The sequence below is a fragment of the Solibaculum intestinale genome (assembly GCF_040096205.1).
Taxonomy (GTDB): domain Bacteria; phylum Bacillota; class Clostridia; order Oscillospirales; family Acutalibacteraceae; genus Solibaculum_A; species Solibaculum_A intestinale.
Window position 1 is genome coordinate 1 of record NZ_JBBMFD010000029.1, and the last position, 25,478, is coordinate 25,478.

At 55.0% G+C, this 25,478-nt stretch carries 30 protein-coding genes; 14 read left to right on the plus strand and 16 right to left on the minus strand.

Going from position 1 to position 25,478, the window contains the following annotated elements:
• Positions 1-198 precede the first annotated feature (198 nt).
• Positions 199-999 carry an enhanced serine sensitivity protein SseB gene (locus WMO26_RS11945; protein WP_349220690.1) on the minus strand — a complete coding sequence of 267 codons (801 nt, stop codon included), beginning with the start codon at positions 997-999 and terminating at the stop codon, positions 199-201.
• A gap of 300 nt (positions 1,000-1,299) precedes the next feature.
• Between WMO26_RS11945 and WMO26_RS11950 the strand changes: the two genes are divergently transcribed.
• Positions 1,300-1,674, plus strand: coding sequence for a hypothetical protein (locus tag WMO26_RS11950; RefSeq protein WP_349220692.1), 375 nt, complete (start codon positions 1,300-1,302; stop codon positions 1,672-1,674).
• Between the two features lie 90 nt (positions 1,675-1,764).
• On the opposite strand, the gene WMO26_RS11955 is transcribed toward WMO26_RS11950, so the two are convergent.
• From WMO26_RS11955 to WMO26_RS11970, 4 genes are all read right to left on the minus strand, one after another.
• On the minus strand, positions 1,765-2,841 hold the full coding sequence (locus tag WMO26_RS11955; protein WP_349220694.1) for a 6-phosphofructokinase: 1,077 nt from the start codon (positions 2,839-2,841) through the stop codon (positions 1,765-1,767).
• Positions 2,842-2,873: 32 nt separating this feature from the next.
• Positions 2,874-3,488, minus strand: a complete 615-nt coding sequence (locus tag WMO26_RS11960; RefSeq protein ID WP_349220695.1) for a histidine phosphatase family protein — start codon at positions 3,486-3,488, stop codon at positions 2,874-2,876.
• 89 nt (positions 3,489-3,577) lie between these two features.
• The gene (locus tag WMO26_RS11965) at positions 3,578-4,564 is read right to left on the minus strand and encodes a helix-turn-helix domain-containing protein (RefSeq protein WP_349220696.1); all 987 of its coding nucleotides are present in this window, start codon (positions 4,562-4,564) and stop codon (positions 3,578-3,580) included.
• A gap of 72 nt (positions 4,565-4,636) precedes the next feature.
• Entirely contained in the window at positions 4,637-5,437 is an 801-nt protein-coding gene (locus WMO26_RS11970; protein WP_349220698.1) for a TraX family protein, read from the minus strand.
• A 221-nt stretch (positions 5,438-5,658) separates the two neighbouring features.
• On the opposite strand from WMO26_RS11970, the gene metA reads away from it, so the two are divergent.
• Positions 5,659-6,582, plus strand: coding sequence for a homoserine O-acetyltransferase MetA (gene metA, locus WMO26_RS11975; protein ID WP_349220699.1), 924 nt, complete (start codon positions 5,659-5,661; stop codon positions 6,580-6,582).
• A gap of 408 nt (positions 6,583-6,990) precedes the next feature.
• Here metA and WMO26_RS11980 read toward each other — a convergent pair whose 3' ends face one another.
• From WMO26_RS11980 to WMO26_RS12025, 10 genes are all read right to left on the minus strand, one after another.
• Positions 6,991-8,598 (minus strand): cache domain-containing sensor histidine kinase, encoded by a 1,608-nt coding sequence (locus tag WMO26_RS11980; RefSeq protein ID WP_349220700.1) that lies wholly within the window; start codon positions 8,596-8,598, stop codon positions 6,991-6,993.
• Positions 8,599-8,770: 172 nt separating this feature from the next.
• Complete coding sequence (locus tag WMO26_RS11985; RefSeq protein ID WP_349220702.1) at positions 8,771-10,387, minus strand: response regulator; 1,617 nt, start codon at positions 10,385-10,387, stop codon at positions 8,771-8,773.
• 132 nt (positions 10,388-10,519) lie between these two features.
• Complete coding sequence (gene spoIIR, locus WMO26_RS11990; protein WP_349220704.1) at positions 10,520-11,128, minus strand: stage II sporulation protein R; 609 nt, start codon at positions 11,126-11,128, stop codon at positions 10,520-10,522.
• A 232-nt stretch (positions 11,129-11,360) separates the two neighbouring features.
• Complete coding sequence (locus WMO26_RS11995) at positions 11,361-12,026, minus strand: pentapeptide repeat-containing protein (RefSeq protein ID WP_349220706.1); 666 nt, start codon at positions 12,024-12,026, stop codon at positions 11,361-11,363.
• A 1-nt stretch (position 12,027) separates the two neighbouring features.
• On the minus strand, positions 12,028-12,387 hold the full coding sequence (locus tag WMO26_RS12000) for an MmcQ/YjbR family DNA-binding protein (protein ID WP_349220708.1): 360 nt from the start codon (positions 12,385-12,387) through the stop codon (positions 12,028-12,030).
• A gap of 23 nt (positions 12,388-12,410) precedes the next feature.
• Positions 12,411-13,280, minus strand: coding sequence for a 4-(cytidine 5'-diphospho)-2-C-methyl-D-erythritol kinase (gene ispE, locus WMO26_RS12005; protein ID WP_349220710.1), 870 nt, complete (start codon positions 13,278-13,280; stop codon positions 12,411-12,413).
• A gap of 23 nt (positions 13,281-13,303) precedes the next feature.
• A complete protein-coding gene (locus tag WMO26_RS12010; RefSeq protein WP_349220712.1) occupies positions 13,304-14,449 on the minus strand; it encodes a DUF362 domain-containing protein in 1,146 nt (381 codons plus the stop codon).
• Positions 14,442-15,629, minus strand: a complete 1,188-nt coding sequence (locus tag WMO26_RS12015) for an aminotransferase class I/II-fold pyridoxal phosphate-dependent enzyme (RefSeq protein WP_349220735.1) — start codon at positions 15,627-15,629, stop codon at positions 14,442-14,444. Before WMO26_RS12015 ends, WMO26_RS12010 begins: the two co-directional genes overlap by 8 nt.
• Complete coding sequence (locus WMO26_RS12020) at positions 15,629-16,108, minus strand: Lrp/AsnC family transcriptional regulator (protein ID WP_349220713.1); 480 nt, start codon at positions 16,106-16,108, stop codon at positions 15,629-15,631. The genes WMO26_RS12015 and WMO26_RS12020 overlap by 1 nt, the downstream gene beginning before the upstream one ends.
• 40 nt (positions 16,109-16,148) lie before the next feature.
• Positions 16,149-16,955, minus strand: coding sequence for a histidinol-phosphatase HisJ family protein (locus tag WMO26_RS12025; RefSeq protein ID WP_349220715.1), 807 nt, complete (start codon positions 16,953-16,955; stop codon positions 16,149-16,151).
• Positions 16,956-17,148: 193 nt separating this feature from the next.
• Here WMO26_RS12025 and WMO26_RS12030 point away from each other — a divergent pair, with 193 nt between their 5' ends.
• The 3 genes from WMO26_RS12030 to WMO26_RS12040 all read left to right on the plus strand — a co-directional run bounded on the left by WMO26_RS12030 (position 17,149) and on the right by WMO26_RS12040 (position 21,045).
• Complete coding sequence (locus WMO26_RS12030) at positions 17,149-18,072, plus strand: ABC transporter ATP-binding protein (RefSeq protein ID WP_349220717.1); 924 nt, start codon at positions 17,149-17,151, stop codon at positions 18,070-18,072.
• On the plus strand, positions 18,069-19,319 hold the full coding sequence (locus tag WMO26_RS12035) for an ABC transporter permease (RefSeq protein ID WP_349220719.1): 1,251 nt from the start codon (positions 18,069-18,071) through the stop codon (positions 19,317-19,319). Before WMO26_RS12030 ends, WMO26_RS12035 begins: the two co-directional genes overlap by 4 nt.
• A gap of 202 nt (positions 19,320-19,521) precedes the next feature.
• Complete coding sequence (locus tag WMO26_RS12040) at positions 19,522-21,045, plus strand: B12-binding domain-containing radical SAM protein (RefSeq protein ID WP_349220720.1); 1,524 nt, start codon at positions 19,522-19,524, stop codon at positions 21,043-21,045.
• Here the strand turns inward: WMO26_RS12040 and WMO26_RS12045 are convergent.
• The gene (locus WMO26_RS12045; RefSeq protein ID WP_349220722.1) at positions 21,042-21,521 is read right to left on the minus strand and encodes an SLOG family protein; all 480 of its coding nucleotides are present in this window, start codon (positions 21,519-21,521) and stop codon (positions 21,042-21,044) included. The genes WMO26_RS12040 and WMO26_RS12045 overlap by 4 nt on opposite strands.
• A gap of 119 nt (positions 21,522-21,640) precedes the next feature.
• Here WMO26_RS12045 and WMO26_RS12050 point away from each other — a divergent pair, with 119 nt between their 5' ends.
• From WMO26_RS12050 to WMO26_RS12090, 9 genes are all read left to right on the plus strand, one after another.
• Positions 21,641-21,817 carry a type II toxin-antitoxin system antitoxin gene (locus WMO26_RS12050; RefSeq protein ID WP_349220723.1) on the plus strand — a complete coding sequence of 59 codons (177 nt, stop codon included), beginning with the start codon at positions 21,641-21,643 and terminating at the stop codon, positions 21,815-21,817.
• Complete coding sequence (locus WMO26_RS12055; protein WP_349220725.1) at positions 21,814-22,056, plus strand: helix-turn-helix domain-containing protein; 243 nt, start codon at positions 21,814-21,816, stop codon at positions 22,054-22,056. Before WMO26_RS12050 ends, WMO26_RS12055 begins: the two co-directional genes overlap by 4 nt.
• A 13-nt stretch (positions 22,057-22,069) precedes the next feature.
• Positions 22,070-22,315 carry a helix-turn-helix domain-containing protein gene (locus tag WMO26_RS12060; protein ID WP_349220727.1) on the plus strand — a complete coding sequence of 82 codons (246 nt, stop codon included), beginning with the start codon at positions 22,070-22,072 and terminating at the stop codon, positions 22,313-22,315.
• A complete protein-coding gene (locus WMO26_RS12065) occupies positions 22,312-22,554 on the plus strand; it encodes a helix-turn-helix domain-containing protein (protein ID WP_349220728.1) in 243 nt (80 codons plus the stop codon). Before WMO26_RS12060 ends, WMO26_RS12065 begins: the two co-directional genes overlap by 4 nt.
• Before the next feature lie 15 nt (positions 22,555-22,569).
• The gene (locus tag WMO26_RS12070) at positions 22,570-22,812 is read left to right on the plus strand and encodes a helix-turn-helix domain-containing protein (RefSeq protein WP_349220729.1); all 243 of its coding nucleotides are present in this window, start codon (positions 22,570-22,572) and stop codon (positions 22,810-22,812) included.
• Between the two features lie 15 nt (positions 22,813-22,827).
• Positions 22,828-23,070 carry a helix-turn-helix domain-containing protein gene (locus tag WMO26_RS12075; RefSeq protein ID WP_349220730.1) on the plus strand — a complete coding sequence of 81 codons (243 nt, stop codon included), beginning with the start codon at positions 22,828-22,830 and terminating at the stop codon, positions 23,068-23,070.
• A gap of 75 nt (positions 23,071-23,145) precedes the next feature.
• Positions 23,146-23,751 carry a peptidylprolyl isomerase gene (locus tag WMO26_RS12080; RefSeq protein ID WP_349220731.1) on the plus strand — a complete coding sequence of 202 codons (606 nt, stop codon included), beginning with the start codon at positions 23,146-23,148 and terminating at the stop codon, positions 23,749-23,751.
• Between the two features lie 19 nt (positions 23,752-23,770).
• The gene (locus WMO26_RS12085) at positions 23,771-24,559 is read left to right on the plus strand and encodes a peptidylprolyl isomerase (protein ID WP_349220733.1); all 789 of its coding nucleotides are present in this window, start codon (positions 23,771-23,773) and stop codon (positions 24,557-24,559) included.
• A gap of 19 nt (positions 24,560-24,578) precedes the next feature.
• Positions 24,579-25,313 carry a peptidylprolyl isomerase gene (locus tag WMO26_RS12090; RefSeq protein WP_349220734.1) on the plus strand — a complete coding sequence of 245 codons (735 nt, stop codon included), beginning with the start codon at positions 24,579-24,581 and terminating at the stop codon, positions 25,311-25,313.
• Positions 25,314-25,478 lie beyond the last annotated feature (165 nt).

Consider the following 25,478-nt stretch of genomic DNA (forward strand, 5'->3'; position numbering starts at 1 on the left):
CCCCCCCCCCCCCCGCTTTCCGTTTTCCCATTTAATAAAAGCCTTCTTTGGAATGAGGTTTTTTCTCCGGGCTGGATGGACTATCCGAAGTTGACGGCACCATTAAAAATGCAACCCAAACCAAAACGCGGCGGACAGCGAAGGCTCCTTCGCTGTCCGGCGCGTTTTCCTGTTTTACAAAAGCGGCTTTCTTCCCGCTTAAAAGAGGCCAAACCGCTTTTTGGCGTAGAAAGGGGTCACCTTCTGAGCCGCGTCCCGGCCAAAGTTCTCGGAATATGGCACCAAGTCGAGTAACTTATCCTTGAGATGAGGAGCTGCCGCCTCTGCAATTCCTTCAAACAGGTCCTTGCGCGAAATTTCCTCAAAGTCCACAATCATCAGGTAGCTCTCTTCCCCATCCTTCACCATCTGCTGCAGATAGGCTTTCTGCACCCCTTTCTGTGTTTTCAGATATTCCTTGACCGCTTCCACCAGTTCCTTGGGGTATTCCTTGGGTTCCCCCAGCAGCACCTTGGTATCCTTCTTAACCATATGGGGCATCGCTTTCCCGTTGAGCTTTGCCAGCTGGCTACGGGGTACTTGGACGTTCTCCTCAAAGGGATTGACGGCGATGCCGGCGGCACCCTTTTCGGAGGATAAAATCAGGGTACAGTAATCCTCCAAGGTCAGAATCATGGACTTCGGCGTCTTACCGCCCGGCCATTTTCCCTTTTCCAGGGCTTCCTCGTCGGTAAAGGCGGGGAAATAAGCCACCTTGTCCGGAGTATGGATCAAAAGGAACCGGATACGCACGTCATCCGTTACCGGCATGCTTTCGCCGCTGGTCCCCTGTCCTTTGGCCGAAACCGGTTCCATCTCCACCGGGGCGAGCAGCTTCGCCTGCTTGAGCGCTTCCAGGAACACCTGCTCCTCCAGCGCGCCGGCGGACTGTTTGAGGGTACGCATGGTCCCACGCAGCTTCGGATTGCGGACAGGTTCGTTTTCATTGAATACTTTCATGGTTCTTTTCCCTTTCCTTTGGCTTTCACTTGCTATCATTGCATGGACTTCGCATTATGTTTTGATTGGCGGCATATTTTTGAGGCCGGGCTCGTAATCAATGGTCAGAACCATGAACCCGCTGCCGCAGATCTAGATATATAAATAATTATACCATATCTTTCGCATTTCTTCCACGGTTGCCATTCCCTTTCTCAAGGTGTGCTTAAAAGCCGGGAGGGCTTTTTCTGCTTCCCGGCATTGCAACGGACTTTCTCATATGGTAAAGTAAAGGCAAAGAGCATTTGGGAGGCACCGCCTATGATGAAAAGGGATATTCTGCTCGTAATCCTAATTTCCCTCGTGGTTTACAACGCCGTTCCTTTGATCAACCTCCTTTTCCCCGCCTCCGTCCTCTACACCTTTCTGACCGACTTATGGATTCTGAACGCCTTCTTTTCTCTGGTTTGCCCGATTTTCTTCTGTAGAAAATACGGCTTCCAATTTTGGATTTCCTTTGTAATTTGCGCTATGTTTCTTGTTACCATGTTTCTCTTTTATAATGCTTCGGCTTTTCTCTTCTTCGTCATCTATCTGGTCCTGTCGCTCATCGGCTGCGGCATCGGAGCCGGGCTTCACCGCCTAAAACGGCGTAAAAAAGCAGAAAACGCCGCCGACTGTATGCCAAAAGAATGAAACGCTTCTGTTCACATTCGGCAATACCAAAAAAGTCCGTCTGACAGGAAGAAATTCCTGTCAGACGGACTTTTTCCCATATAAATCCGTTTAATCGCCAAAGGCAATGCCCATACAGCGGGCAAATTCCACCATCTGATGGTCCTTGGGCACCAGCTTGGTTTTGCCGGCTACCTCGGACAAGGGGTTCTGGGTCACGATGCTGCCGATCTGCGCCACCGCCATACCGTACCGTTCCTCTTTGATGAGCTTGGCGGCCTGCACACCGAACCGGGTCGCCAGCACCCGGTCGTAGGGCGACGGGGAACCGCCCCGCTGAAAATGGCCCGGGACTACTACACGGCTTTCCAAACCGGTGGCCTGCTGGAGCTGGTCGGCAATCCGGTAGGAAACCGACATATACGGCTCGCTTGCCCGGAAGGCGGCCCGCTCCTTGCCCTTCATGGCCGCTTCCCGCAAGTTCATGGCTCCTTCTGCCACCGCGATGATGGAAAATTTGCGCTTTTTTACACGGATGCGCTCCTCCACCGCGTGGACCAGCGCGTCTATGGAATAGGGGATTTCCGGGATGAGCACCACGTCCGCGCCGCCGGCGACCCCCGCATAGAGGGTAAGCCATCCGGCCTTGTTGCCCATCAGCTCAATGACCATGATCCGGCCGTGGCTGTTGGCGGTGGTGTGAATGCGGTCAACCACTTCGGTGGCGATATCCACCGCCGTGTGGAATCCGAACGTCACGTCGGTGCCCCAAATGTCGTTGTCGATGGTTTTGGGCAGGCCGATGACGTTAAGCCCCTCTTCCGAAAGGAGATTGGCGGTTTTGTGGGTACCATTGCCGCCCAGGGTCACCAGGCAGTCCAGCTTCATCTTACGATAGTTTTGCTTCATAGCCGCAACCTTGTCCACATTGTCCTCTTCGATCTTGCGCATGTTGCGGTAAGGCTGGCGGGAGGTTCCCAGAATGGTGCCGCCTAAAGTGAGAATGCCGTCGAAGTCCTCCCGGCGCATCTCCTTGTAATTGCCTTCAATGAGTCCCTTATACCCGTCGGCGATGCCCACGATTTCCACATCGAACAGGTTGTACGCCGAATGAACCACGCCGCGGATGGCGGCATTGAGGCCCGGACAGTCGCCACCGCTGGTCAGAATTCCCACACGTCTTTTCATTGCAATCCCCTTTTCCGAAACATCCCTGTTTTTTACCGCAGATGCGCGGTGCTGTTATGCCGGTAAAGTACCGGTGTTCCTTCCTTGGAAAGCCGCAGGTCGGTGATCCCGCCCCGGTTGATCCGAAAATCCACCTGGGCGAAGGTTTCCACCGGCAGCCCCAGCCACCAGCAAATGGCGGCGTTGACCACGTCGGCATGGGTAACCACCAGCACCGTTCCCTCCACCAGCTTGTCGATCCGGTGCAGGTAACCGGTGATGCGGTTAAAGAGCATCCGCCGGCTTTCCGCCCCCGGGTACACGATCCAGTCAAGGGGGTCGCCCTTGCGGGGCAGCTCCAAAAGCCGGGCCTCCTGGGGCAGCATTTCCGCCGCCTGGCCGTTGCTCTGCTCACGCAGCATATGGGTGATGATAGGCTTGCTGCCCAGCTTCTGCCCGATGATCTGGGCGGTCTGGGAAGCACGCAGCAAGTCGCTGCTGAAAAATTCGAAGCTATGGTCGCCCAGCATCACTGCAATCGCTTGGGAAACCAGGTTTGCCTGCCGTCTTCCCTTGCGGGACAGCGGCATATTTGACCAGCCTGCTGTAATCTCCATGCCCGCCGGATGTTCCATCTTTCCATGCCGGACCAATACCAACCGTTTCATATTGCCGCCTCCTGTCGTTTTCGCGTGAATGGGTTGACGACGGAGCACACCAACCAGTATGTTCCGTTTCGCCTGAGTCTAATCGCCGGTTACGCCCGTCGCGCTCCCGTCTTTTCCCTTTGTCTGGAAAGGCCGTAGCCGCCGAAGGTACGCATCTCGGAATTTTGAATGTAGGTATACAGATCGTCAAACAGCTCGTTTAGCTGTATGTCGCTCTCCACCGGGCGCAGCCGTTTCTTTTCCCGCTGCATATTCTTCTGCCACCGCTTGTATTTTCCAGGCGGCAGGTCGTATACTTCAGCAAAGGCGGTATAATAACTTTTCACCGTCTGAAAGCCGTGCTGAGCCGCAATCTGGGCGATGGTCTTATTGGAATCAAGCAGGTCGGGCAGGCTTTTTTTCACCCGCACGGAGTTGATGTACTTGGTCAAAGGCAAGCCCACGCTCAATTTAAAAAGCCGGGACAGATACTGGGAATTGAGCCCCACCATATCCGCCAGCTCGTCCAGCGACCACTCCTCGTTATAGTGTACGTCGATGTGCTCGATGAGATGCTTAATGCGGTCGCTTTCCGCGCTGCGCGGCCCTCTTGCCTGCCGGGTTTCCACCGTCAGATAGTCCACCAGGAACTGGGCCAGCGCACGCAAAAGGGAGTCGGTGCGCAGAAGATAGCCGCTAAGCTTGTTGGACGCCTCGTACACAATGGCAGCCACGAACCGGTACAGGGTGAGCAGCCGTTCCTCCGAGAGGCCGCCGCTGATGACATTGTGAAAATCCAGGCTGGTGATGCCGGGGCAAAGGGATTCGTATTCCTGAAAATCCATCTGCATCAGGGTCATGGCGAAATCCGCCGACTGGTTTTGGATGGAGTGAACCACATAGGGGTTCACCAGGAACAGCACCCCTTTCTTAAGGGTATAGTTCTTGCCCTGAACCGAAAGCTCCCCATTGCCAGCCGCGCAGTATCCCAGCTCCAGACATTTGTGAAAATGCCAGCGGTTGTCGCTTCCAAACCGGACAAATAAATTCAGCGGAATTCCGCCGGTGAAATGAAACAGTTCCCGAAATCCTACCATGTTTGCTTCATCCATCCTATCTATCATTGCGGCCGAACCGGCCGGTTATTGCTTGCACGCCGTTTGTCCCCTCTAACCCGACCATCCCGAATCAACCAGGCCGGACGCTACAAAGAGAAGGGCAATATGAAGCGGATAATACCCGTAAAAGAGCCCTTTGCAGCCTCTTCCCCGCTCCCCATTGTAGCAAAGGAGAAGGGGCAGGGCGAACATCATCATCCACTGGTAATTGAAAAGGAACGGGTCTCCTGTCCCCGTTACAAGGAAGCTAAAAGAGACCAGCAGATACATCAGGCAAAAGGCCAGCCGGTTCTCCCGCAGCCAGACCATCCCCACCCCCAGAAGCAGGAAAGGAAGCCCTCCTTCCACCGCAAACGGACCGGGAAAGAGCCAATAAAGCACTGTTTTCAGCGCAAGAGAATCCGGCAGCAGCGCAAAGAGAGACGGCGCGAAAAAGAAAAGAGAAAAACATCCGAAAAGCCCCGCAAGACGAAGCCACCGCCCTTCCCGGACGGCTTCTTTCGCCCAGTCACCCAGGCACAGGAGCAAGAGAGTGAGAAACAGAGTGGCGAAAATATTATTGTCCACCAAAAGGCCGTCAGGGCGGGGGAAAAACCGGTTTAAAAGCGCATCCAGGAGGAACATGCCCACGCTGCAGCCATAAAGCCGGCCAAGATACCGCAGGCGGCTGCGCGTATGCACAAAGCCCTGAGCCAGCAGAAAGAAAAACAACGGCGCCGACAAACGTCCCAGCCACCGCAGCCACACCGGCGCGCCTGCAAACGCAAAAAACAATCCAATGTGGTCCGCCGTCATCAAAGCCAATGCGATGATTTTGAGCCAAAATCCCGTAAGTCCCGGCCTTCGCTCCATCCATCCCATCCTCTGCTTTTACGGCTTAACCTCAAAATCCTACATAATTTTGTTCATTCTATCGGTATATAATACCACCATCCAGTTCCGTTTTCAACCTTTTTCTTTTTCCATTGCAAGAAACCCCTTCTCATTTCTAAGGGAAAACCGGTTGCTTAAACCGGGCGATTCTGGTATACTAAAAGCCATTCGGGCGCTTGTGATATGGGAGGGAACCAAATATGCCCATTAAAATTCCGGATACGCTGCCGGCGCGCAAGGTGCTGGAGGCGGAAAATATTTTCGTCATGTCCCGGGAACGGGCGGCCAAGCAGGATATCCGGCCGCTGCGGATTCTGATCTTGAATATTATGCCCACAAAAATCGCCACAGAGACTCAACTGCTGCGTTTGCTGGGCAACACGCCGCTGCAGGTGGAGATCGACCTGCTCCAGACGGCCACACACACGCCCAAGAACGTCAGCGCCCAGCATCTGCTGGACTTTTACAAGGTGTTTGACGAGGTACGGGGAAACCGGTACGACGGCTTGATTATCACTGGAGCGCCGGTGGAAAACCTTGCGTTTGAAGAGGTGGATTACTGGCAGGAGCTCTGCGAAATTATGGAGTGGTCGAAAACCCATGTGTTTTCCACCTTTCACATCTGCTGGGGCGGCCAGGCGGGGCTTTATTACCACTATGGAATTCCCAAATACCCGCTGGAGGAAAAGCTCTCGGGTGTTTTCCGCCACCGGGCCACCGGAACGCTGCATCCTCTGGTGCGCGGATTCGACGAGTACTTCTATGCGCCTCATTCCCGCCATACCGGGATCCGCCGGGAGGATGTGCTCAAGCATTCCGAGCTCCAGATCCTGGCCGAGTCTGCCGACGCGGGTGTTTACCTGATTGCCACCGGGGACGGGCGGCAGATTTTCGTGATGGGCCACGCGGAATATGACCGGGAAACCCTGGCAAAGGAATACGAACGGGATTTGAAGCGGGGGCTTCATCCCCGCATTCCCCGCAATTATTTTGTTCAAGACGATCCGCAAACCATTCCTCCCATGATTTGGCGTAGTCACGCAAGCCTTCTTTTTTCCAATTGGCTCAACTATTTCGTCTACCAGCGCACGCCTTTCGACCTGAATGAACTTTCCTCCAAGTGACAGGGTACTGCAAAGTGGATCTTTCTAATCTGCATCGGCGGCCGGTCTGCAAAAGTTACGGCTATCTTTAAGAGGGAAGGGGTCTGCCCAATACTTTATCTTCTAGCGTCTTTCTTTTGACGATGGATTTTTCTTTGCGTTTTCGCCAAAGAACGCCAAGTTGTAAATTGGCATAAAAAAGGCTGCGCATCATGCCAATCGGTTTTTGCAAACGAAAATCCCAGCGGACAATAAGTCCGCTGGGATTTTCGTTTGCAGGCCGCCTACCTCGCATTCAAAGCAGCTCTATGCTGTCCGCTCTCGTTTACTCTAACAAAACCGATCCAAAAAAGCCTCTCCGTCAAAGCCCCGTACTTCCACCGTTGTCATAAAATCGCACCTGCTCCTAAAAATATCCGCTTTTGCGTCTCACATCTGCGCCGGAAGCCAGATTTCCACGGTGGTACCCTCTCCCAGACGACTGTAAAACCGCAGGCCGTATTCTTCTCCGCAGCAAAGTTTGATGCGCTCGTTGACGTTTTTGACCCCGATTCCCGAAGCTCTCTCCGGGTCCGCCTCCAAAATCGAACGTCTGGTCTCCTCGTCCATCCCGATGCCGTTGTCGATGACCTGCATGAGCAGGCGATCCCCTACCTTGCGCACGCAAATGCGGATCAGACCTTTTTCCGCCATCGGCTCGATTCCATGATAGATGGCGTTTTCAATCAGCGGCTGCAGAACAATTCGAACTGTCTGGCAACAAAGAGCGTCCTCTTCGGCCTCAATGGAAAAGTCAAACTTGTCCCCATATCGGATCTTCTGGATCACTAGATAGCTTTTTGCATGGCGCAGCTCTTCCTCCACCGTCAGGGACGCGTCTCCCTTGCTGATGGTGATACGCAGCAGACTCGCAAGGGAAGTAACCATGGTGACCACGTCTTCCTTCTTGCCGGTCTCCGCCAGCCATACAATAGAATCGAGAGTGTTATACAAAAAATGGGGATTGATCTGGGCCTGCAGAGCTCGGATCTCGCTTTTGCGAAGCAGGTCCTTTTCCTCAATAACCTCATCCATCAGGCTCCGGATTTTCTCAATCATGGCGTTAAAGGATTTGCTCAGTTCCCGGATTTCGTAAGCGCCCTGTTCCGGTGCGCGGATGGCAAGAGCGCCGTTTTCCACCCGGCGCATCAAGGTTTGCAGCCTGCGGATGGGGCTCGTCACAAACCCGGCCACCTGAATGGAAATAAAGAAGGCAAACAGGATGGCAAACAAAATCATAATTCCGATAAACATCCACATTTCCTGGCTGGTTGCAAGAGCCTCCGACATACTTGCCACACTGACAATTTTCCAATCGGCAAAATTCACCGAGCAAATGTTGACCGCATATTCCGCTCCATCCCGCTCAATGGTATAGCCCCCGTCCTCCCTTTGTCCGGCCAAATACAGGTCTTCACTGTCCACCTCTGAATAGAGCACCTCTTTCTGAGGATGATAAATAAATTTTCCTTCCGAACTGACCACAAAAATGTAACCGGATTCGCCCAAATTCACCCGGTTGCAGATGCGGCGAAAAGTCTGAAAATTCATATCCACCAGCAGCACGGCGCTGTGATAATTGCCTTTCTGGAGCCATTCAATCTTCCGGCTGTAAGTGATGACCCAATCGCGTTTTTCTTGAAATAAGTTCTGGACATGGGGCGGAGAAAAAGTGGGCTCCCCATTGGCTTTAATCGCTCTGGTAAACCAGATGCGTTCGGAATAATTGTCATAGTTGGGCGTAAGGTCAACCGAAGACGCACGCATCCGCCCGGTTACGGTAAAATCCGCCACGGTCTCCACACTTGGATGCAGCTTGTGGGCGATGTAGAACACTTCCTGCTTTTTTTCGCTTTGCTGCGTGGCCAAAAGCTCTTCAATAAGCAGAGAGGTATTGTGCATCTCATTCAGATACATTTCCAGGTTTTCCGCCACCTGGTTAATGAGCTGCTGGTTGGTCTGCAAGGTCGCGGTACGCATCATCTCGCTGGAATGCATAAAAATGCTTCCTGCAAAAAACAAAATGATCAGAAACACAATCACCGTAGTGCAAATCGTAATGATCGACTGAAACCCATTGAGACGAAAATTATACCGAAGTGTTTCTCTCCACTTGCTCCCTTTGTGCTTTCCTTTTTTCATATCCCTGCCCTTTCACAGCCGGCGGCAGTCATACTTGTCCATTCTGATTTTTTTTGCGGTATTCGCTGGGAGTCATACCGTAATATTTCTTGAAGCAGAAGCTGAAATACCGCGGATCGGAAAAACCGGTTCGCTCGGAGATCTCAAAATTTTTCATAGATGTATCCATCAGCAGACGATGCGCCGCCTCCATGCGGGTTTTCATCAGATAAGTGCCGAAGGTGGAGCCGGTGTTTTTCTTAAAAATATAGGTAAAATAGCTGGGGCTGATAAAGAGATGATTGCTGATGGTGGTAAGGGTCAAATCGGTATCCGAATAGTTCTGCTTAATGTATTCCTTCGCCTGTTCGACAATGTGCTGGTTGTTTTCCTGACGCCCCGCGGAGATGCCCCGAGCCTTGTCCAGGCTGAACTGCAGCATCCGCTCGCACAGACCCTGCACCGACTGGATGGACAGGATTTCGTTCATCTGCTTCTCGTCCAGGGAAAAGGGTTGGTCGTCGGACAGGGAAAACTCCCGCAGCAGGATGACCATAAGCACAATGGTCGTTCCCTTGATCGAAGAAAGTGAAGCCCCTCTTTTGACATAACCGGTATAAAGAAGCGGGACGATTTTACGGATTTCACCCTCGTCATTGGAACGGATGGCCGCAACGAGACTCGCCTCCAACTTGTCCGTTTTCTCCGTTTGAGGCCGGCCCGGTTCCAGATCTTCCACGCAGATGACCCGGTTCGGTCCTAGGGAAATGCGGTATTCCAGGGCGTTGACTGCGCGCTGGTAAGCCCCGCGGATTTCCTCAAGGTGCTCGCATGCGGAGCCCACGCCTACGGTGACAGTAAAATTCAGGTACTTTTCAATACTCCAGCGGATTTCCTCCGCCGCGTCCAGGCTTTCGTTTTTCAAACGGAAAAGGCTCTCGTTTTTCAGGCAGCCAATGACAGCGATGCGCTCGCCCTGCATAAAGCAGACCCCCAGCTTCCTTGCACGCACGATTTCCTCCACAATGTTGAGAATGGCATAGCGAGACAGCTCCTGGTCTTCCTCAGAAAAGCCTCTTTTTTCATTCGCAAAGCTGTCCACGCTGACCGCCAACGGCAGATACATGCTTCCGCTGAGTTCCTCCACTGCGTAAAAATCCCGGCGGTACTCCGCTTCTTCACGAGTACAGTTCTCGGATATCAGCCAGTTGAGAAAAGTGCTGCGCAAAAGAGGAAGCTCCCGCTGCAAAGACGCACGCAGATGCTCTACCCCCCGCTTCTCTTCCTTCTCTGCATCGAGCTGTTCTTTGAGCTTTAAAAGGGTTTTGGTCATCCCTGCGGCGGAGATGGGCTTTAATATGTATTCGCTCACGTCAAGGTCAATCGCGGATTTTGCATAGGAAAAATCGTCAAACCCCGTGACAAAGAGAATCTTCACGTCCTTATATTTCTGACGCACCCGGCGGGACAGCTCAATCCCGTCGAGCACCGGCATCTTGATATCGGTAATGATAACATCAGGGCACTCGGCCTCCACCAGCTCCAGCACTTCCATGCCATTCTCGCAAAAACCGGTAACCGTGAAACCGCACTGCTCCCAATCAATGATTTTCTGGATGCCTTCCCGCACGATTCGTTCATCATCGGCAAATATCAGCTTGTACATATTACGTGTCCCCCTGTCGCAGCGTGCCTACGCAAAATGTGCGATACTATGTTTTAAATAGTATCGCACATTTCATCAAATATTACAAGTATTTGCCCGATTTTGTCAAACGTTTGGATAGATTTACAAAGGTTAGGCAAACCAGCTTTCCACCGCGGCTTTGATCTCCTCAAACCATTCCACAAGTTTGAATTTGACCTCGTATTTTACGCCGCCCTGCACAATGTCCATCTGGCTGGCGTTGAGCACATCGGTGAGCTGCTTGTGGTTCTGCGCCACCGGCAGACAGAGGGGCGGGAACATGACGCACCACCAGTTTTGCCCTTCGCCGGTCCCGATGAGGACACGAACGGCGTCGTAATCCCCGGCAGGCATGGTGATGGAATCGTACTGCTTGGTCGAAAAATACATATGAGTCAATTCAACTGTAACCGGGTAATCGTAGCCTTGTTTTTTGATTTCGTCCTCGGCGGCCGCCTGCAAATCGGGCAGCCATTCCTGCGCCCGCTCCATGGTTTCCTGTTTATCTTCCATATGTTCAAACAAACCCGCCGACTCTTCCAGAATGCGGTCGCGCACCTGCAGTTTCAGGGCCTGGTCCTCTTCGCTGTCGGAATTGGCCAGGACATGGATGCGCAGGATATCCTCGCGAATCTGCGCGCAGTCGGAAGCAAAGCCGGACATGCTGACGACGGTGACAAGGATGACGGCGATTAGGAGTGCTGCAATCAGTTTACGCATGGGGAATCCCGCCCTTTCTCTGTTTCGCTACTTGCAGTATGGGCGGGGGATTTCGAAATATGCAAAGGCGTAAGAAAATATTGGTAATTCTTTTTGGGAGTGATTTCTCCATGTAACAGGCTGCATGTCAGCCAAACGAAACCAGAAATCGCCGGTTTTGTCTTTTTGTATCGCAGAAGATAACAGAAAAAGGGGAAGCGAGCCTCGCTTCCCCTTTTTTATACTAGTCCAGCTATTTGACGACCAGGCCCATCAGCCCGGCAAGACCCGCCGCCTGGTAGGCGGTGACAATCGCTCCGCGAAGCTCCAAAAGCCCGCTGGACACCTGAATACCCACCAATGTGCTGGCGGTAAAATCCAGGCCGGCCAGAGGCGTGCGAAAGAAGCTTGCGCCGGTGAAATCTACCTCCTCTAAGCTTACGATTTTTAGTTCGCACTGGGTCAGGCTTGCCCCGTCTAACTTGCTCGACTGGATGCGCATGCCCTGCACCTTGGCGCCGTCAAAGTTCGCAAAGGACAAAAGGCTTCGCTCCACGGTCACCTGCCGCAGGCGGCTTTCGGAAAACACGGCACCGATCCCTTTGCAGGAAAGAAACCGGACACGCTGGAAAAATCCGTCGGTAAAGACGCAATTGGACAGGTCGCACCCTTGAAAAAGCACATCCGTAAAGGAAGCGCCTTCCAAACAGCAGCCGAGAAACCGGCAGCCCTCAAAAGCTGCCCCGGAAAAGGACAAGCCGGACAGGTCCTCCCCCGTGAGCACCGCCCCTTTCACTCGCCTGCCGGCAACCGGGCGCTCTTCCTGCCTGCAGAGTGCGGCAAGGGCGGCAAAATCCGGTTCCAGCGGCAGGGCATCCAGTTCGGAAAGCCGGGGAAGTTGTGGCTGTTTTTGTTCCATGTTATCCTTCCTCGATGTCCCGCTGCACCCGCTTGGGCAGGCTTCGCAGCACGGTTTCATAAGCCTTATCAATCATTTCACGCACCAGGTCGTCGGGCACCGCCCCTTGCAGAAAAAGTGAATTCCAATGCTCTTTGTTCATATAGTAGCCGGGAACAATGTCCGGATACTGCTGGCGTAAAAACCGGCCGAAGTCCGGCGGGAGCTTTAAGGTGAAAATCGGGTTTCCTTCCTTATCCCCGCCCTGCATGGCGAACATTTTCCCGCCTACCTGGTACCGGGTGGCCTCCCATTCCTCCTTATAGTCCTTCACCACGCCCTTTTTCGAAAGGCAGTATGCGTCGATCCATGGATACGGCATAAGGTTCTCCTTTCCGGTTTTCATCAATCGTCCAGAATGCAGCCGTAAGGGACCGGCTGGGTCACAAACACCCGTTCGTATTCCGTCTTGAGAATGCTCGCGCATCGTTCGGCGTCCCCTTTGTCGGCAAATAAGCCGAACACCGTGGAACCGGTGCCGGTCATGCAGGCGCCCGCAGCCCCGTTTTCTTTCATCACGTCCCGGATGTGGGAAACGTCCGGCAGCGTCACCACTTGCTCAAACACGTTGAACAGGCACCTTCCCAGTTCTTCTGCGCCCTCATACAGCGCCAGCGCCGTGCGGTCAAAATCCGGGTGGACCGGATTTCGCAGCTGGTCAAAGGCGGCGTAGGCCTTGGCGGTGGAAACCCCCTGAGGGGGCCTGGCCAGAACAAAGAAGCAATCTGGCAGGGCGGGCAAGGGGGACAGCAGCGTTCCCGTCCCCTCGGCGAGCATAGTACCTCCCTGCAGGCAAAAAGGTACGTCGGAACCAATCTGAGCGCCCAGCTCGCACAGCTGGTCCATCGTATAGACGCCGCCGGCCAGATGGTTTAACCCGAAAAGGACGGCGGCCGCGTCCGCGCTGCCGCCTGCAAGGCCCGCCATCATGGGGATGCGCTTTTTGATTTTGATGGAGATCCCTTCCGTAAAGGCGGGGGTTTTCTTCTGAAAAAGGGCCGCCGCCCGATAGGCGGTGTTCTCCTCGTTGGGGACGGCCTCCAGGCCGGGGCAATGAAGCTCAATACCCGGCTCCCGGCTCGGCTTGAGGGAAACCACGTCGCACAGGTCCACCGCCTGCATGATCATCTTGACCAGGTGAAACCCATCGTCCCGCTTTCCTAAAATGTCCAGCGCCAGGTTGATTTTCGCCGGCGCAATTACATGGATTCGCACTTCGGTAATCCGCACCTCCGTCGTTATAAGTCAAACAGTCGAAACCGCCGAATGTCGATGGCCTTCACCGGGCACATCTCGTGGCAGCAATAGCATTTGATGCAGTCCGAATAGGCAATTACCGCCTTCTTGTCCACAATCCGAATGGTATGCTGCGGGCAGCTTTCCGCGCATCGTCCGCAGCCGATACAGTCTTTTACCCGGATGTGGGGCTTGGGGGTCAAAAGCGCTTTGACCGGGCCCCGGAACACCTTGGGCACCCGCATGAGAAAATCCGTCCCCTGATTGGCGGCCTTCTGAAAGTCCGGCTGCATGAGAGATTCGATGGGGTCCCCTTCTATCGTCAGTTCTTCCAACGAGGAAGGGCACAGCCCACGGCCCATGGCTTCCCTGAGCATGGCCACCTGTTTGGGTGGTAGGCCGATAAGAGCACAGGCCGCCACGTCCGCCGCATAAGGGCTGCGGCTGGCGATGAGGGCGGAAAGCGGCCGGGGGCTACCGCCGGAGGGGCCGTTCCCCTCCATGGCCACGATCCCGTCGCAGATGCTTAGAGAAGGACGGACAAGGTCGCACAGGTCAATAAGCATCCCGGCAAAGTCCTCCTGGTCCGGAAACCGGCAATGAAGCTCCGGCTTTAACAGCCCCGGCACGCAGCCGAACAGGTTTTTGACACAGCCGGACAGGGTGGTCATCATATGGGTTTTGAGCTTGGCCACGTCCACCACCACGTCCGCCTGCAAAATGGGATCGAGAATCGGAAACTCTCGGCACATTCTCGCGTCCGGCGCCGAGGTCTGGGTCACGCCCAGATCCAGGTTGAGGGCAACCTTAAGTTCCTCTGCCATGGCAGTCATGCCGCAGCCGTCATAAATGCTTTTGAGTCTTGCTTTGGTATACTGGCCGCTGGGGCTTTCGGCGATCAAAAGATCGGTCACGCCCCGGCGGCGCAGGGCTTTCACCACAGCCGCCACCACCGCCGGATGAGTGGTGGTAGCTTCGTCGGGCCGGCGGCGCATGAGCAGGTTGGGCTTAATCGCTACCCGCTTGCCCGGGCCCACCAGTTCCTCCGCGTGCAGGGCTGCAAAAAGCTCCTCCACCGCCCTATCCACCTCAGCCGTTTCATACCCGTCGCAGCGCTTGACCACTACCAGCCGGTCGTCGTTATGCATGAGACGCCCGCCCCTTATGCTCCTCAATAAACCGCTCGATGCGATGCAGCGCCTCGATCAGATGGTTGGTGGAATAACAGTAGGACACCCGCACAAACCCTTCCCCGCAGTCGCCGAAGGCAGTACCCGGCACCACGGCCACATGCTGGGTGTAAAGCAGCTGCTCGCAGAATTCCTCGGAAGTAAGCCCGGTGGACTGAACGGACGGAAAACAGTAAAACGCCCCTTGAGGCTCAAAGCAGGAAAGCCCCAGCCGGTTGAGCCCGTCCACCAGCAGCCGGCGGCGCATGTTGTACTCGTCACGCATATGTACGATATCCTCGTCGCCGTTGCGGATGGCTTCGATGGCGGCGTACTGGGCGGTGGTGGGGGCGCTCATGATGGCGTACTGGTGAAGCTTGGTCATGGCAGCCACCAGCGGCGCCGGGCCGCACAGGTACCCAAGCCGCCAGCCGGTCATGGCGTAGGTCTTGGAAAAGCCGCTGACGAGCACCGTGCGTTCGAGCATCCCATCGATCTGGGCAATGGAAGTGTGTCCGTTTTGATTGTAGGTCAGCTCCCCGTAAATCTCGTCGGACAGCACTAGGATATTCGTCCCCCGCAGCACCTGGGCGATGCCCTCCAAATCCTCCCGGCGCAGAATGGCGCCGGTGGGGTTATTGGGGTACGGAAGAATAAGCAGCTTGGTTTTCGGGGTAATCTTCCCCTTGAGCTCCTGGGGGGTAAGGCGGAACTGGTTCTCCGCCTTCGTTTCTATGATCACCGGCGTGCCGCCTGCTAAGCGGGTGATCGGCTCGTAGCAGACAAAGGAGGGCTCCGGAATCAGAACCTCGTCGCCAGAGCTGATGACCGAACGAATGCACAGGTCGATGGCCTCCGAGCCGCCCACGGTGACGAGAATTTCGTCTTTAGGCCGGTAGGAAAGGCCGAAGCGGCGGTTTAAGTAACCGCTGATGCCTTCCCGCAGGGATACAAGGCCGCTGTTGGAAGTATAATGGGTGTGGCCCTTTTCTAACGAATGAATTCCTTCCTGACGGACGTGCCACGGCGTTTTGAAATCTGGTTCGCCGATGGATAGGGAAATCACGTCGTCCATTTCCGCTGCGATGTCAAAAAAGCGGCGGATGCCGGACGGCTTGATGTCCCGGATGCAGTCCGTCAGCAGCGACTGATAGTCCATCACAGCTCAAAAAACCTCCTCTCGTCGGTAGGGACGTCGTTGAGCGCAATGCCCCTTTCCTTATACCGGGTGAGGATAAAATGGGTGGCGGTGGATAGCACCGAGTCCAGCGGGGAAAGACGCTTGGCCACGAACATGGCCAGCTCCTGAAAGGTCTTGCCGTTGACGGTGACCGCCAGGTCATAGCCGCCGCTCATCAGATAAACGCTTTCCACCTCGTCGAAGGCTAGAATGGTGCGGGCGATCTCGTCAAACCCCAGATCCCGCTTGGGAGTGACTTTCAGCTCAATCAGGGCAGTGACGCATTCCCGGCCCGCCTTCTCCCAGTTGACGATGGGCTTATAGCCGCGGATGACCCCGTCCTTTTCCAGCTCCTTGATTTTATCCGCCACGTCCTGCTCGGTCATCCCCAGCATACTGGCCAGCTGGGCGTTTGTCAGACGTGCGTTTTCGTCGAGTAGTTTCAGTAGCTTGTCCATAAAAGCACCTTCTTGGTTTTAGTATAGGTGGTCCGGGCGGCTAGATCGCCACCTGGACGGGCTTGCGCTTTTCAAAATAGGTCATATGGGTAAACCCGGCCGCCTTGATGAGCTCGATTCCCTCTCGAATTCCCGCGCCCACATGGCGCGCGCAATGCGCGTCCGACCCGACGGTGATGATTTCCCCGCCAAGCTCCCGGTACCGCTTGACGTGCCGAAGTTCCGGCATGGTGCGCCCCAGCGCCTGGCGCAGAGTGGAAGTGTTGACCTCGATGCCGCAACCATTTTCAATCAAAGCCTTTAGGATTTTGTCCATCTGATCTTCGCACCGATCTAGGTTGGCCGTAAGCCCGTGCTCGCCCACAATGTAGCGAAGCGGATAGGTCAGGTGCCCGAGCACGTCGAACTTGCCCCATTGGGCCAGCTCCAAAAGCTCGGCATAGTATTCCTCCAGCAGCCGGTCAATGTTTTCGCCCGCATAGTCGATAAACGCGAAGTCCGGACGGCCTTTGGTATTGTGCAGCGAACCGATGACGAAGTCGAACCCCGCCTTTACCACCTGCTCGGCACAGGGGAAATTCTGGGTCGCCTGGCCCAGCTCCACGCCCACCAAAACCTTCAGGCGTCCGCGGAACACCTCTCTGGCCTTGATGATTTCAAACATGGACTGCTTGATCGACCGGTCGTAGCATTCCTCCTTGTACACGTTGACCTCGCAGTGATCGGTAATCGCCAGGGCAAAGAGCCCTTTGTCCACCGCCGCCTCACACAGGCTTGTGGTAGGCTCCTCCCCGTCCGGGGAACTGTCCGAATGGGTATGCAGGTCCATCAGCGGCATGTCCGACATATGCCTCATCCTTTCTTGCGCCTGCCCGGCGGCAGGCGGATCGCGCTAATATGAGTTTTTAGGAGTTTTATTCTGTCTATATTCAGAGTTTATCATACCATATTCCTAAAAAAAATAATAGGTAAGTTTTATTTACTTTTCTGGGTCAATGATGTATAATCATAGCAAATGCGAAACAAAGGAGTGTGATTGGGTGCTGTTAGAAGTTAAGAACGTAGTCAAAACGTTCGGGGAAAAGCGGGTGCTTGAGGGGATCAGCCTGCAGGTAAAAAGCGGGGCGGCGCTGGGTCTTCTGGGGCGCAACGGGGCTGGTAAAACTACCACTATCCGCATTGTCATGGGCGTATTCCCCGCCGACAGCGGCGAAATTTTGCTCGACGGCAAGCCGATGTCCAAGTCGGGGGCTACTTTCGGTTATCTGCCGGAGGAACGGGGCTTATATCCGAAAAAGCTGATCGGCGACCAGCTGGTTTACCTGGCCCGCTTGCGGGGGCTGACCCGGGCCGACGCAGTGGCGGCGGTGAAGCGCTGGCTTGCCCGGATGGGAATGGAGGAGGTATACGCTAAGAAGCTGGACACTCTCTCCAAGGGCAACCAGCAGAAAATCCAGCTGGCCTCCACTTTGCTGCACGACCCGGACATCGTCATTTTAGACGAACCCTTCTCCGGTCTTGACCCGGTCAACGCCTCCCTTCTTAAAGACGTGGTCCGGGAGCTGGTGGCGGCGGGCAAGACGGTGATCTTCTCCAGCCATCAGATGGGCTATGTAGAGGAGTTCTGCGACAACATCGCCATTTTAAACGGCGGGCGCATCGTCCTGGATGGAAACCTGCATGATATTAAGATGAGCTATCCGCGTAACCGCATCCTGGTATCCCTGGACAAAGGGGACATGGCTGCGTCCATCAAAACGGCGCTCAGCCAGGCGGGCCTTGATTCCCTGGTAACCAAGCTCATCCCCAGGGAACACGACGTGATCCTGACGCTTGCCGACCCGGCAAAGCGGGGCCAGGTACTGGCGGCCTTATCGGGAGCGGGGCTGGCGGTGGACCGGTTTGAGGTGCTCACCCCGACCCTCGAACAGATTTTTGTAGAAAAGGCGGGTGAAACGGCATGAAGCAGTTTTGGATCGTATTCCAGCACGAATATGTGGGATTTTTGAAAAACAAGGTGTATGCCGGCGTGACCATCTTTTTGGTGCTGGCCATTGCCGTGGTGTTAAGCCTGCCAAACCTTTTCTCCCTCTTCTCTTCCGGCGACTCGCCCGCCACTCCGCCCGCCGATGCGGAGAAGCCGGTGGTACTGGTGGACGCGGCGGCGGCCGGGGACGGCTACGCCGCTTACCTTTCGTCCGTGTTCCCCGACTATGCCTTTGAGGAAAAGGATACGGCGGGGCTGGACCTGAAGGCGCTCATCAACGACGGGGACTATGAGGGCGCGGTGGTGTTCCAGTCCCCCATGCAGTACGAGTTTTACACGAAGCGGCTGGGGATAGCGGGAAGCAGCCTGCTCGGCGGCCTTTCGGAAGCGGTTACCATGAAAATGCGTACCGACGCGCTGACCGCCCTGGGCGTTACCGAGCAGGAGGCCGCACAAATTATGACCGCCCAGCCGCAGCAGAGCGTGATCGAAACCGGCAAGAGCTTTATGGACACGTACTTCTACACCTACGCCCTGCTCTTTATCCTGTACCTCTCGGTCATTCTTTACGGCCAGATGGTGGCTTCGGCGGTGGCGGCGGAAAAAAGCAACCGGGCCATGGAAATGCTCATCACCACCGCAAGCCCCAATAACCTCATGTTCGGCAAGATCATGGGCGTGGGCCTTGCGGGGCTGACACAAGTGGCGGTCATCCTGCTGGCGGCCTTCGGGTTCTATCAGTTAAACGCCTCCGCCTGGGACAACGAGATCATCCAGTCCCTCTTCAACATGCCGGTGAACATCATGCTGTTTACCCTCTTGTTCTACCTGCTGGGCTTCTTCCTCTACGCGTTCCTGTTTGGAGCGGTGGGGTCGCTGGTCAGCCGCACGGAGGATGTGAACACCACCATCACGCCCATGATGCTGCTGCTCGTGGGGGCCTTCTTCCTGTCCCTCTATGCGATGCTGGGAAACCCCGACAGCCCGCTGGTGGTCGTCTGCTCCTTCATCCCTTTCTTTACCCCGATGCTCATGTTTGTGCGCATCTGCATGACCGACGTGCCCACGTGGCAGATCCTCCTATCGGTGGTGCTCACGGTAGTCTTCACCGGGTTCATGGGATGGCTTTCGGCGAAGATTTACCGGGTGGGCGTGCTCATGTACGGCAAGCCCCCCAAGCCTGGAGAACTCATCCGCGTGCTGAAAGACAGCAAACACTACTGATCCTGTCAACCGAAAAACAGACGCCCCGCTTGTCCCAACTTCGGGACTTTGACGGGGCGTCTGTTTTTCTTCTGTAATCATTCGCCAAAACCGTCATCCTTTCGTAAGGGATTTGTAAGAACCGAAGGTGGAATTTCGGCTATTCTAGCCATATACTTTGACTGCATTGCGGATTTCCATACGAAAAGGAGCGGTAGATACGATGCAAACGCCATCTGTAAAACTCTTACTGGTCTATCCGGACTTTACCGAAAGCGACACCCCAAGAAAGCATTCCGGCGGCAATTACAGCGAAGGGCTTGCTTCCATCAGCGCGGTGCTCAAAAAGGCGGGCGTGGGCGTCTCCCTGCTGCACCTGCTTTATGAGCACGACAAGGACCAATTCCTTGAAAAGCTCAAGGGGTATGATTTCGACCTGATCGGCTTTTCGGTGCGCACCACCGCCTTCGAGTATGTAAAGAAGCTGGCGGGATGGGCCAAGGAAGCCACGGGGAAATTCCTCTTCTGCGGAGGATACCACCCTACCCTGGTACCCGACGAGGTGCTGGCGGCGGACGGAGTGGACGCGGTGTGCATTGGGGAAGGGGAATACCCGGTGCTGGAGCTGTGCCAGCGGTTTTGGCAAAAGGATGAGGACTTTTACCGCATCCAGAGCTTTCATTTCAAGACTCCGGAGGGCGGCGTCATCCGAAACCCTGTGCGCCCCATGCTGGAAAACCTAGACGAGCTGCCGATCCCAGACTTTGACCTGTTCGACTTTGACAACCTGACTGCGAGCAAGACGGGGAGCGCTCTGGTGATGATGAGCCGGGGATGCCTCTTTTCCTGCACCTACTGCGGCAACTCCCAGTTTCGCAACGTCTATCCCAACCGCAAACGGTACGCCCGCTTCCGGTCCTTCGAAAATTCCCTCCTTTATCTGAAAACCCTACTCCAAAAGCACCCGTACATTCAGTTTCTGAACTTCCGCGACGCCATCTTCAACATGTACGACGACTGGTTTTACGGGTTTATGGAGGTATACAAAAAGGAAATCGGCCTGCCCTTCACCTGCAACCTGCGCCTGGACATCATGACGGAGGAAACGGTGCGGGTAATGAAAGAGGCGGGGTGCTACCTCATCGACGTGGGGGTGGAGTCCGGCGACGAGGAAATCCGCCACAAGTACCTCAAGCGGATGATGACCGACGAGCAGATGATCCACGCCTTTTCCTGGTTTCACAAGTACGGCATCACGTCGCTGACCTATAACATTGTGGGCCTGCCCTTTGAGGACCTCCACAAGGCCCTCAAAACCATCAAGCTGAACGTGAAATTAAACCCCGATAAGGTGATCCCCAACATCTTCTACCCCTATCCCATGACCATTCTGGCCGACATTGCCCGCAAGGCCGGGTTTGTCCCGGACGTGATCGAGCCGGGGACCAAGGTGCCCCTCAAGCAGGAGCAGTTTCCCGAGCATGAGGTGCTCTTCGCGTCCTACTATTTTCTGACGTTTCTTCGCCTCTACCGGTTTGCCGGCAAGCTGCCGGGGGCTTTGGGGCGCGGGTTTTCCCGGATGTGCGACGGGGTTTTCGTGGGCCGTCTCACTCCGCGCAAGGCGCTTGTGAAGCTCTACGAGGGGGCGGACAAGTGCAACAAGGGACTGAGGCGGACGGTCAGCAAGCGGCTGCCGGGGGTTTATATGTGGCTTCGGCGGCGGCGCAACAAGATCGCCGCGGCTTAACGCTCTGCCAGGTTTAAGACCCGCAGGCCCTGCCCCTTGGCATAGCGCACCGTCATGCCGGTCCCGCTGCGCTCCCGGGTCAGGTAACTCACGCAAATCCCGCTTTCTTCCACCAAGCGGCGGTTGCGGGCAAAATAGCAGCCCGGCTCGTACCCGGAAGCCAGTACCGCCACCTTGTCCGCTTTCCGGCGGATGGCCCAGAATTCCTGCCGGTCCTCTTCCCGCCAGGAAGCCTCCTGCCCCTCAAAGGGCAGGACCAGAATCAACTTGATATGCGGATAACGCTCCCGCTTCTTCAATACCTCCCGGGCGGCCAGGGCGTCAAAGCCCCGCGCCCCGCCCGCAGCAAAACAGCAGACGCCTTGGCCGATGAGCAATTCGATTGCATCGGCCAGGCGTCTTTTTAAGTCCGGCAGCAGCCGGGCGGGAATGTCCCGGTGGCCGGTGAAGCAGCAGATTTTGTCCCGTGGAATCATAACAGCACCTCCAAATTATGTGTACTTATTTTAAGTACATCGCCTCAATTATAGCACATATTAAGTCTAGTATGTACTCAAACTTACATAAGTACAAACTAAGACGATAGAGGTGTATTATGAAAAAGGACAAACATCTCGGCATCCGTATTGACGATGATCTCCATTATAAGCTTCACTACATTGCGAAATACGAAGGCCGGTCTGCCAACGGGCAAATTCTGTATCTGATCCGGCAGTGTATTGCGGATTTTGAAGAAAAGCACGGAAAAATTGAGAAGGAAGAAAAACCGTGAACGTGAAAGACATGGTAGTGGCGAGGCTAAAGCAATTATGCCAGCAACGAGGAATTGCGCTCAACGAGCTGGCTACCAGCTCTGGGATGACACCGTCTATAGTCTATAGTATGGTAGATCCCAGTCGTAAAAACATTTCCATTGTTACCATCAAGAAGCTCTGTGACGGGCTGGACATTACATTGGGCGAATTTTTCTCCACCAAGGAGTTCGACGCGCTCGAGCAGGAGATCAAGTAGGAGTGGATACCGTATGGAGGACAGAAATTTCGGATACATCAAAATAAACCTAGACGCGTGTATTAAGCGCAGCGGCATCAGTAAAAACAAGCTTGCAAACAAAGCGGAAATGCAGCGCACCCAGCTCAACAACTACTGCAAAGGAAACATTCAGCGGATTGATCTCGCAGTACTCTCCCGGCTTTGCAGCGTCCTGCAATGTACCATTGGAGAAAATCTCGAATATGTACCGGCAGAATCAAATGAGGACAGCAAATGAACACAAGTGAAGTTGTTGTCGATCGAATCTACGCATTGTGCAAAGAAAGAGGTATCTCTGTGAATCGTTTGTGCACCATTTCCGGCATGACGCAATCCACCGTCAGCGATATCGCAAACGGCATTACTAAGAATCCAGGCGTTATAACCATTAAGAAGCTCTGCGACGGGTTAGACATTACCCTGGGTGAATTCTTCTCTACCAAGGAGTTCGACGAGCTCGAGCAGGAGATCAAGTAAAGCGAGGGAACCCAAATGAACACACGTTTTGCGGTGGCGCAGCGGCTTTTGTTGCTGTGCGAAGAACGAAACCTAGCGATCAATGCCTTGGCGCGCAGCGCGGCAGTTCCGCCGTCTACCCTGAAGAATATTATCAATGGTGTAAGCAAAAATCCGGGCGTAGTCACCATCAAGAAGCTCTGTGACGGTCTGGACATTACCTTGGGCGAATTCTTTTCCACCAGAGAGTTTGATGAGCTCGAGCAGGAAATCAAGTAAAGCGAGGGGCCCCAAATGAATACACGTTCTGCGGTTGCGAAACGGATTCTGGATTTATGCAAGGAGCGGCTGATTACCCCCAACGCTTTAAGCAATTTGGCTGGGATCTCGCAGTCGACGGTGAAGAGCATTTTAAATGGAGAAAGCCAGAATCCGGGCGTAGTCACCATCAAGAAGCTCTGCGACGGGCTGGATATCACTCTGGGCGAGTTCTTTTCCACTAAGGAGTTCGACGAGCTCGAGCAGGAGATCAAATAAGGCCCTGCCCTTGCCAATTGTCCTGCCAGACGGTATAATAAAACAATTAATCTAACACATATGGAGGAACAACCTATGGCCATCAATCAGCTGGAGCATCCCAAGGCCGGCGACCCCATCGCCGTCATGCATACCACCATGGGCGACATCAAAATCCGCCTCTTCCCCGACCAAGTGCCGAAAACCGTGGAGAACTTCACCACCCATGCGAAGAACGGATACTACAACGGCGTTCTTTTCCACCGGGTCATCAGCGGCTTTATGATCCAGGGCGGCGACCCCCAAGGCACGGGCATGGGCGGCGAGTCCATCTGGGGCGGTCCGTTTGCCGACGAGTTCGACGTGGACCTGCACAACCTGCGCGGCGCCCTTTCCATGGCGAACGCCGGGCCCAATACCAACGGCAGCCAGTTCTTCATTGTCCAGGCGCCCGAGGTCCACGAGGGCCTGCTCGCCCAGATGGAGGGCCTGACCGACCGAGGCTTCCCCCGCCAGACCATCGACAACTATAAGGCCGTGGGCGGCACCCCCCATCTGGACTTCAAGCATGCGGTGTTCGGCCAGGTGTACGAGGGGATGGACGTAGTGGACGCCATTGCGTCGGTGGAAACCGGCCGGGCGGACAAGCCCATCGAGGACGTAAAGATCACGTCCATCGACATCGGCGTTTACGAGGAATAAGGACGGAGGGGTTTTACCGATGAAACAAGCCAGACGCATCTTCTTTACCGCCTGCTTCGCCCTGCTGATTCTGCTGGCCTCCGGCTGTTCGGGAGACAGAAGCGAGGGCACGCCGCTGATGCAGCTCGACCCGCCCAAGGAAGGCGAGCAAATCGCGGTGATGACCACCAGCATGGGGGTTATCAAGTTCCGCCTGTTTCCGGAGCAGGCGCCCAAAACCGTGGAAAACTTCACCACCCACGCAAAAAACGGGTACTATAACGGGATGAAGTTCCACCGGGTCATCAACGACTTTATGATTCAAAGCGGTGACCCCAAGGGTGACGGCACCGGCGGTGAGTCCATTTGGGGCGGCAAGTTTGAGGACGAGTTCTGCCCGAACCTGAATAATTTCCGGGGCGCTCTGTCCATGGCGAACATGGGCCGCAATACCAACGGCAGCCAGTTCTTCATCGTCCAGGCCGGGCCGGACACCTGGTCGGAATCCTTCTTCGACGCGTATGACAGCAAGCTCGGGTATCATTTTGATAAGATGCCCCGGGAAATCAAGGACAAGTACCTGGAAATCGGCGGCACGCCTTTCCTGGACGGGTCCTACACCACGGAAAAGGATCCCTCCACCGGCAGGCCGGGCAGCGGGCATACGGTGTTCGGCCAGGTGTTCGAGGGGATGGATGTGGTGGACGCCATTGCCGGGGTGGAAATGATGGCGCAGAAGGACGATCTGAACACCAAAATTAACGAAACCACAACTCCCAAGGAAGACGTGATCATTGAGAAGATCGAAATTGTGGAATACCACGCGTAAACAAGGACGGGAGGCGGCGATGAAACCTGCGTTTCGAATACGGCTGTGTTCCCTCATGCTGTGCCTCGTTCTGGCAGCCCTCTCGGGCTGCTCCGAGCAGCCGCTGCCCCAGGGCGACGACGCCTTTCGCCAGATGCATTCGGCCCAGTTCGCCCTTCCCGAGAAAGGGGAACAGATCGCGGTGGTCACCACAAGCCTGGGGGTCATCAAGATCCGGCTGTTCGGCGAAGAGGCTCCGGCGGCGGTGGAGAACTTCATCGGCCTCGCCAAATCGGGATTTTATAATGGGCAGAAGTTCTACCGGGTGATCCCCGATTCGCTGATTGTAAGCGGGGACGCCAAGGACGAAAACCAGAGCTTTTGGGGTAAGAAGATCGAACTGGAGACCTCCAAGGAGCTCCACCACTTCCGCGGCGCGCTGGGATACTACCACGACGACGAGGTACGTGGCAATTACAGCGAATTTTATATCATAAAGGGCGACGAGGTTAACGACGCGATGGCGGAGGAAATGAAGGCGGCGGGCAGTCAAAAGTTTTCCGACGGGGTCATTTCCGACTACCGGCGCATCGGCGGCTTCCCGGACATGGATTATAATTATACCGTGTTCGGCCAGGTGTTCGAGGGGATCGAGGTGGTGGACGCCATTGCCGCTGCCCAGCTGGTGGAAAACCCGCCTTACGACAACGAGTACACTCTCCCGGCGGAGAACATTTGGATCGAATCCGTGGAAATTGTGGAATACGAAGGATAATCGTTTCATGACAGCGAAACGGATTCCTTTCGCAGAAAGCCAAAGGCCCGCAAGGCAGAATTGCCTCGCGGGCCTTTCTTTGTTTTCTTCAGGACGCGCCTGAATTGAAATCATGAAGCAGGAACGTTTTATAAAGAGAGACCGGCGTCTTAAGACGCCGGTCTC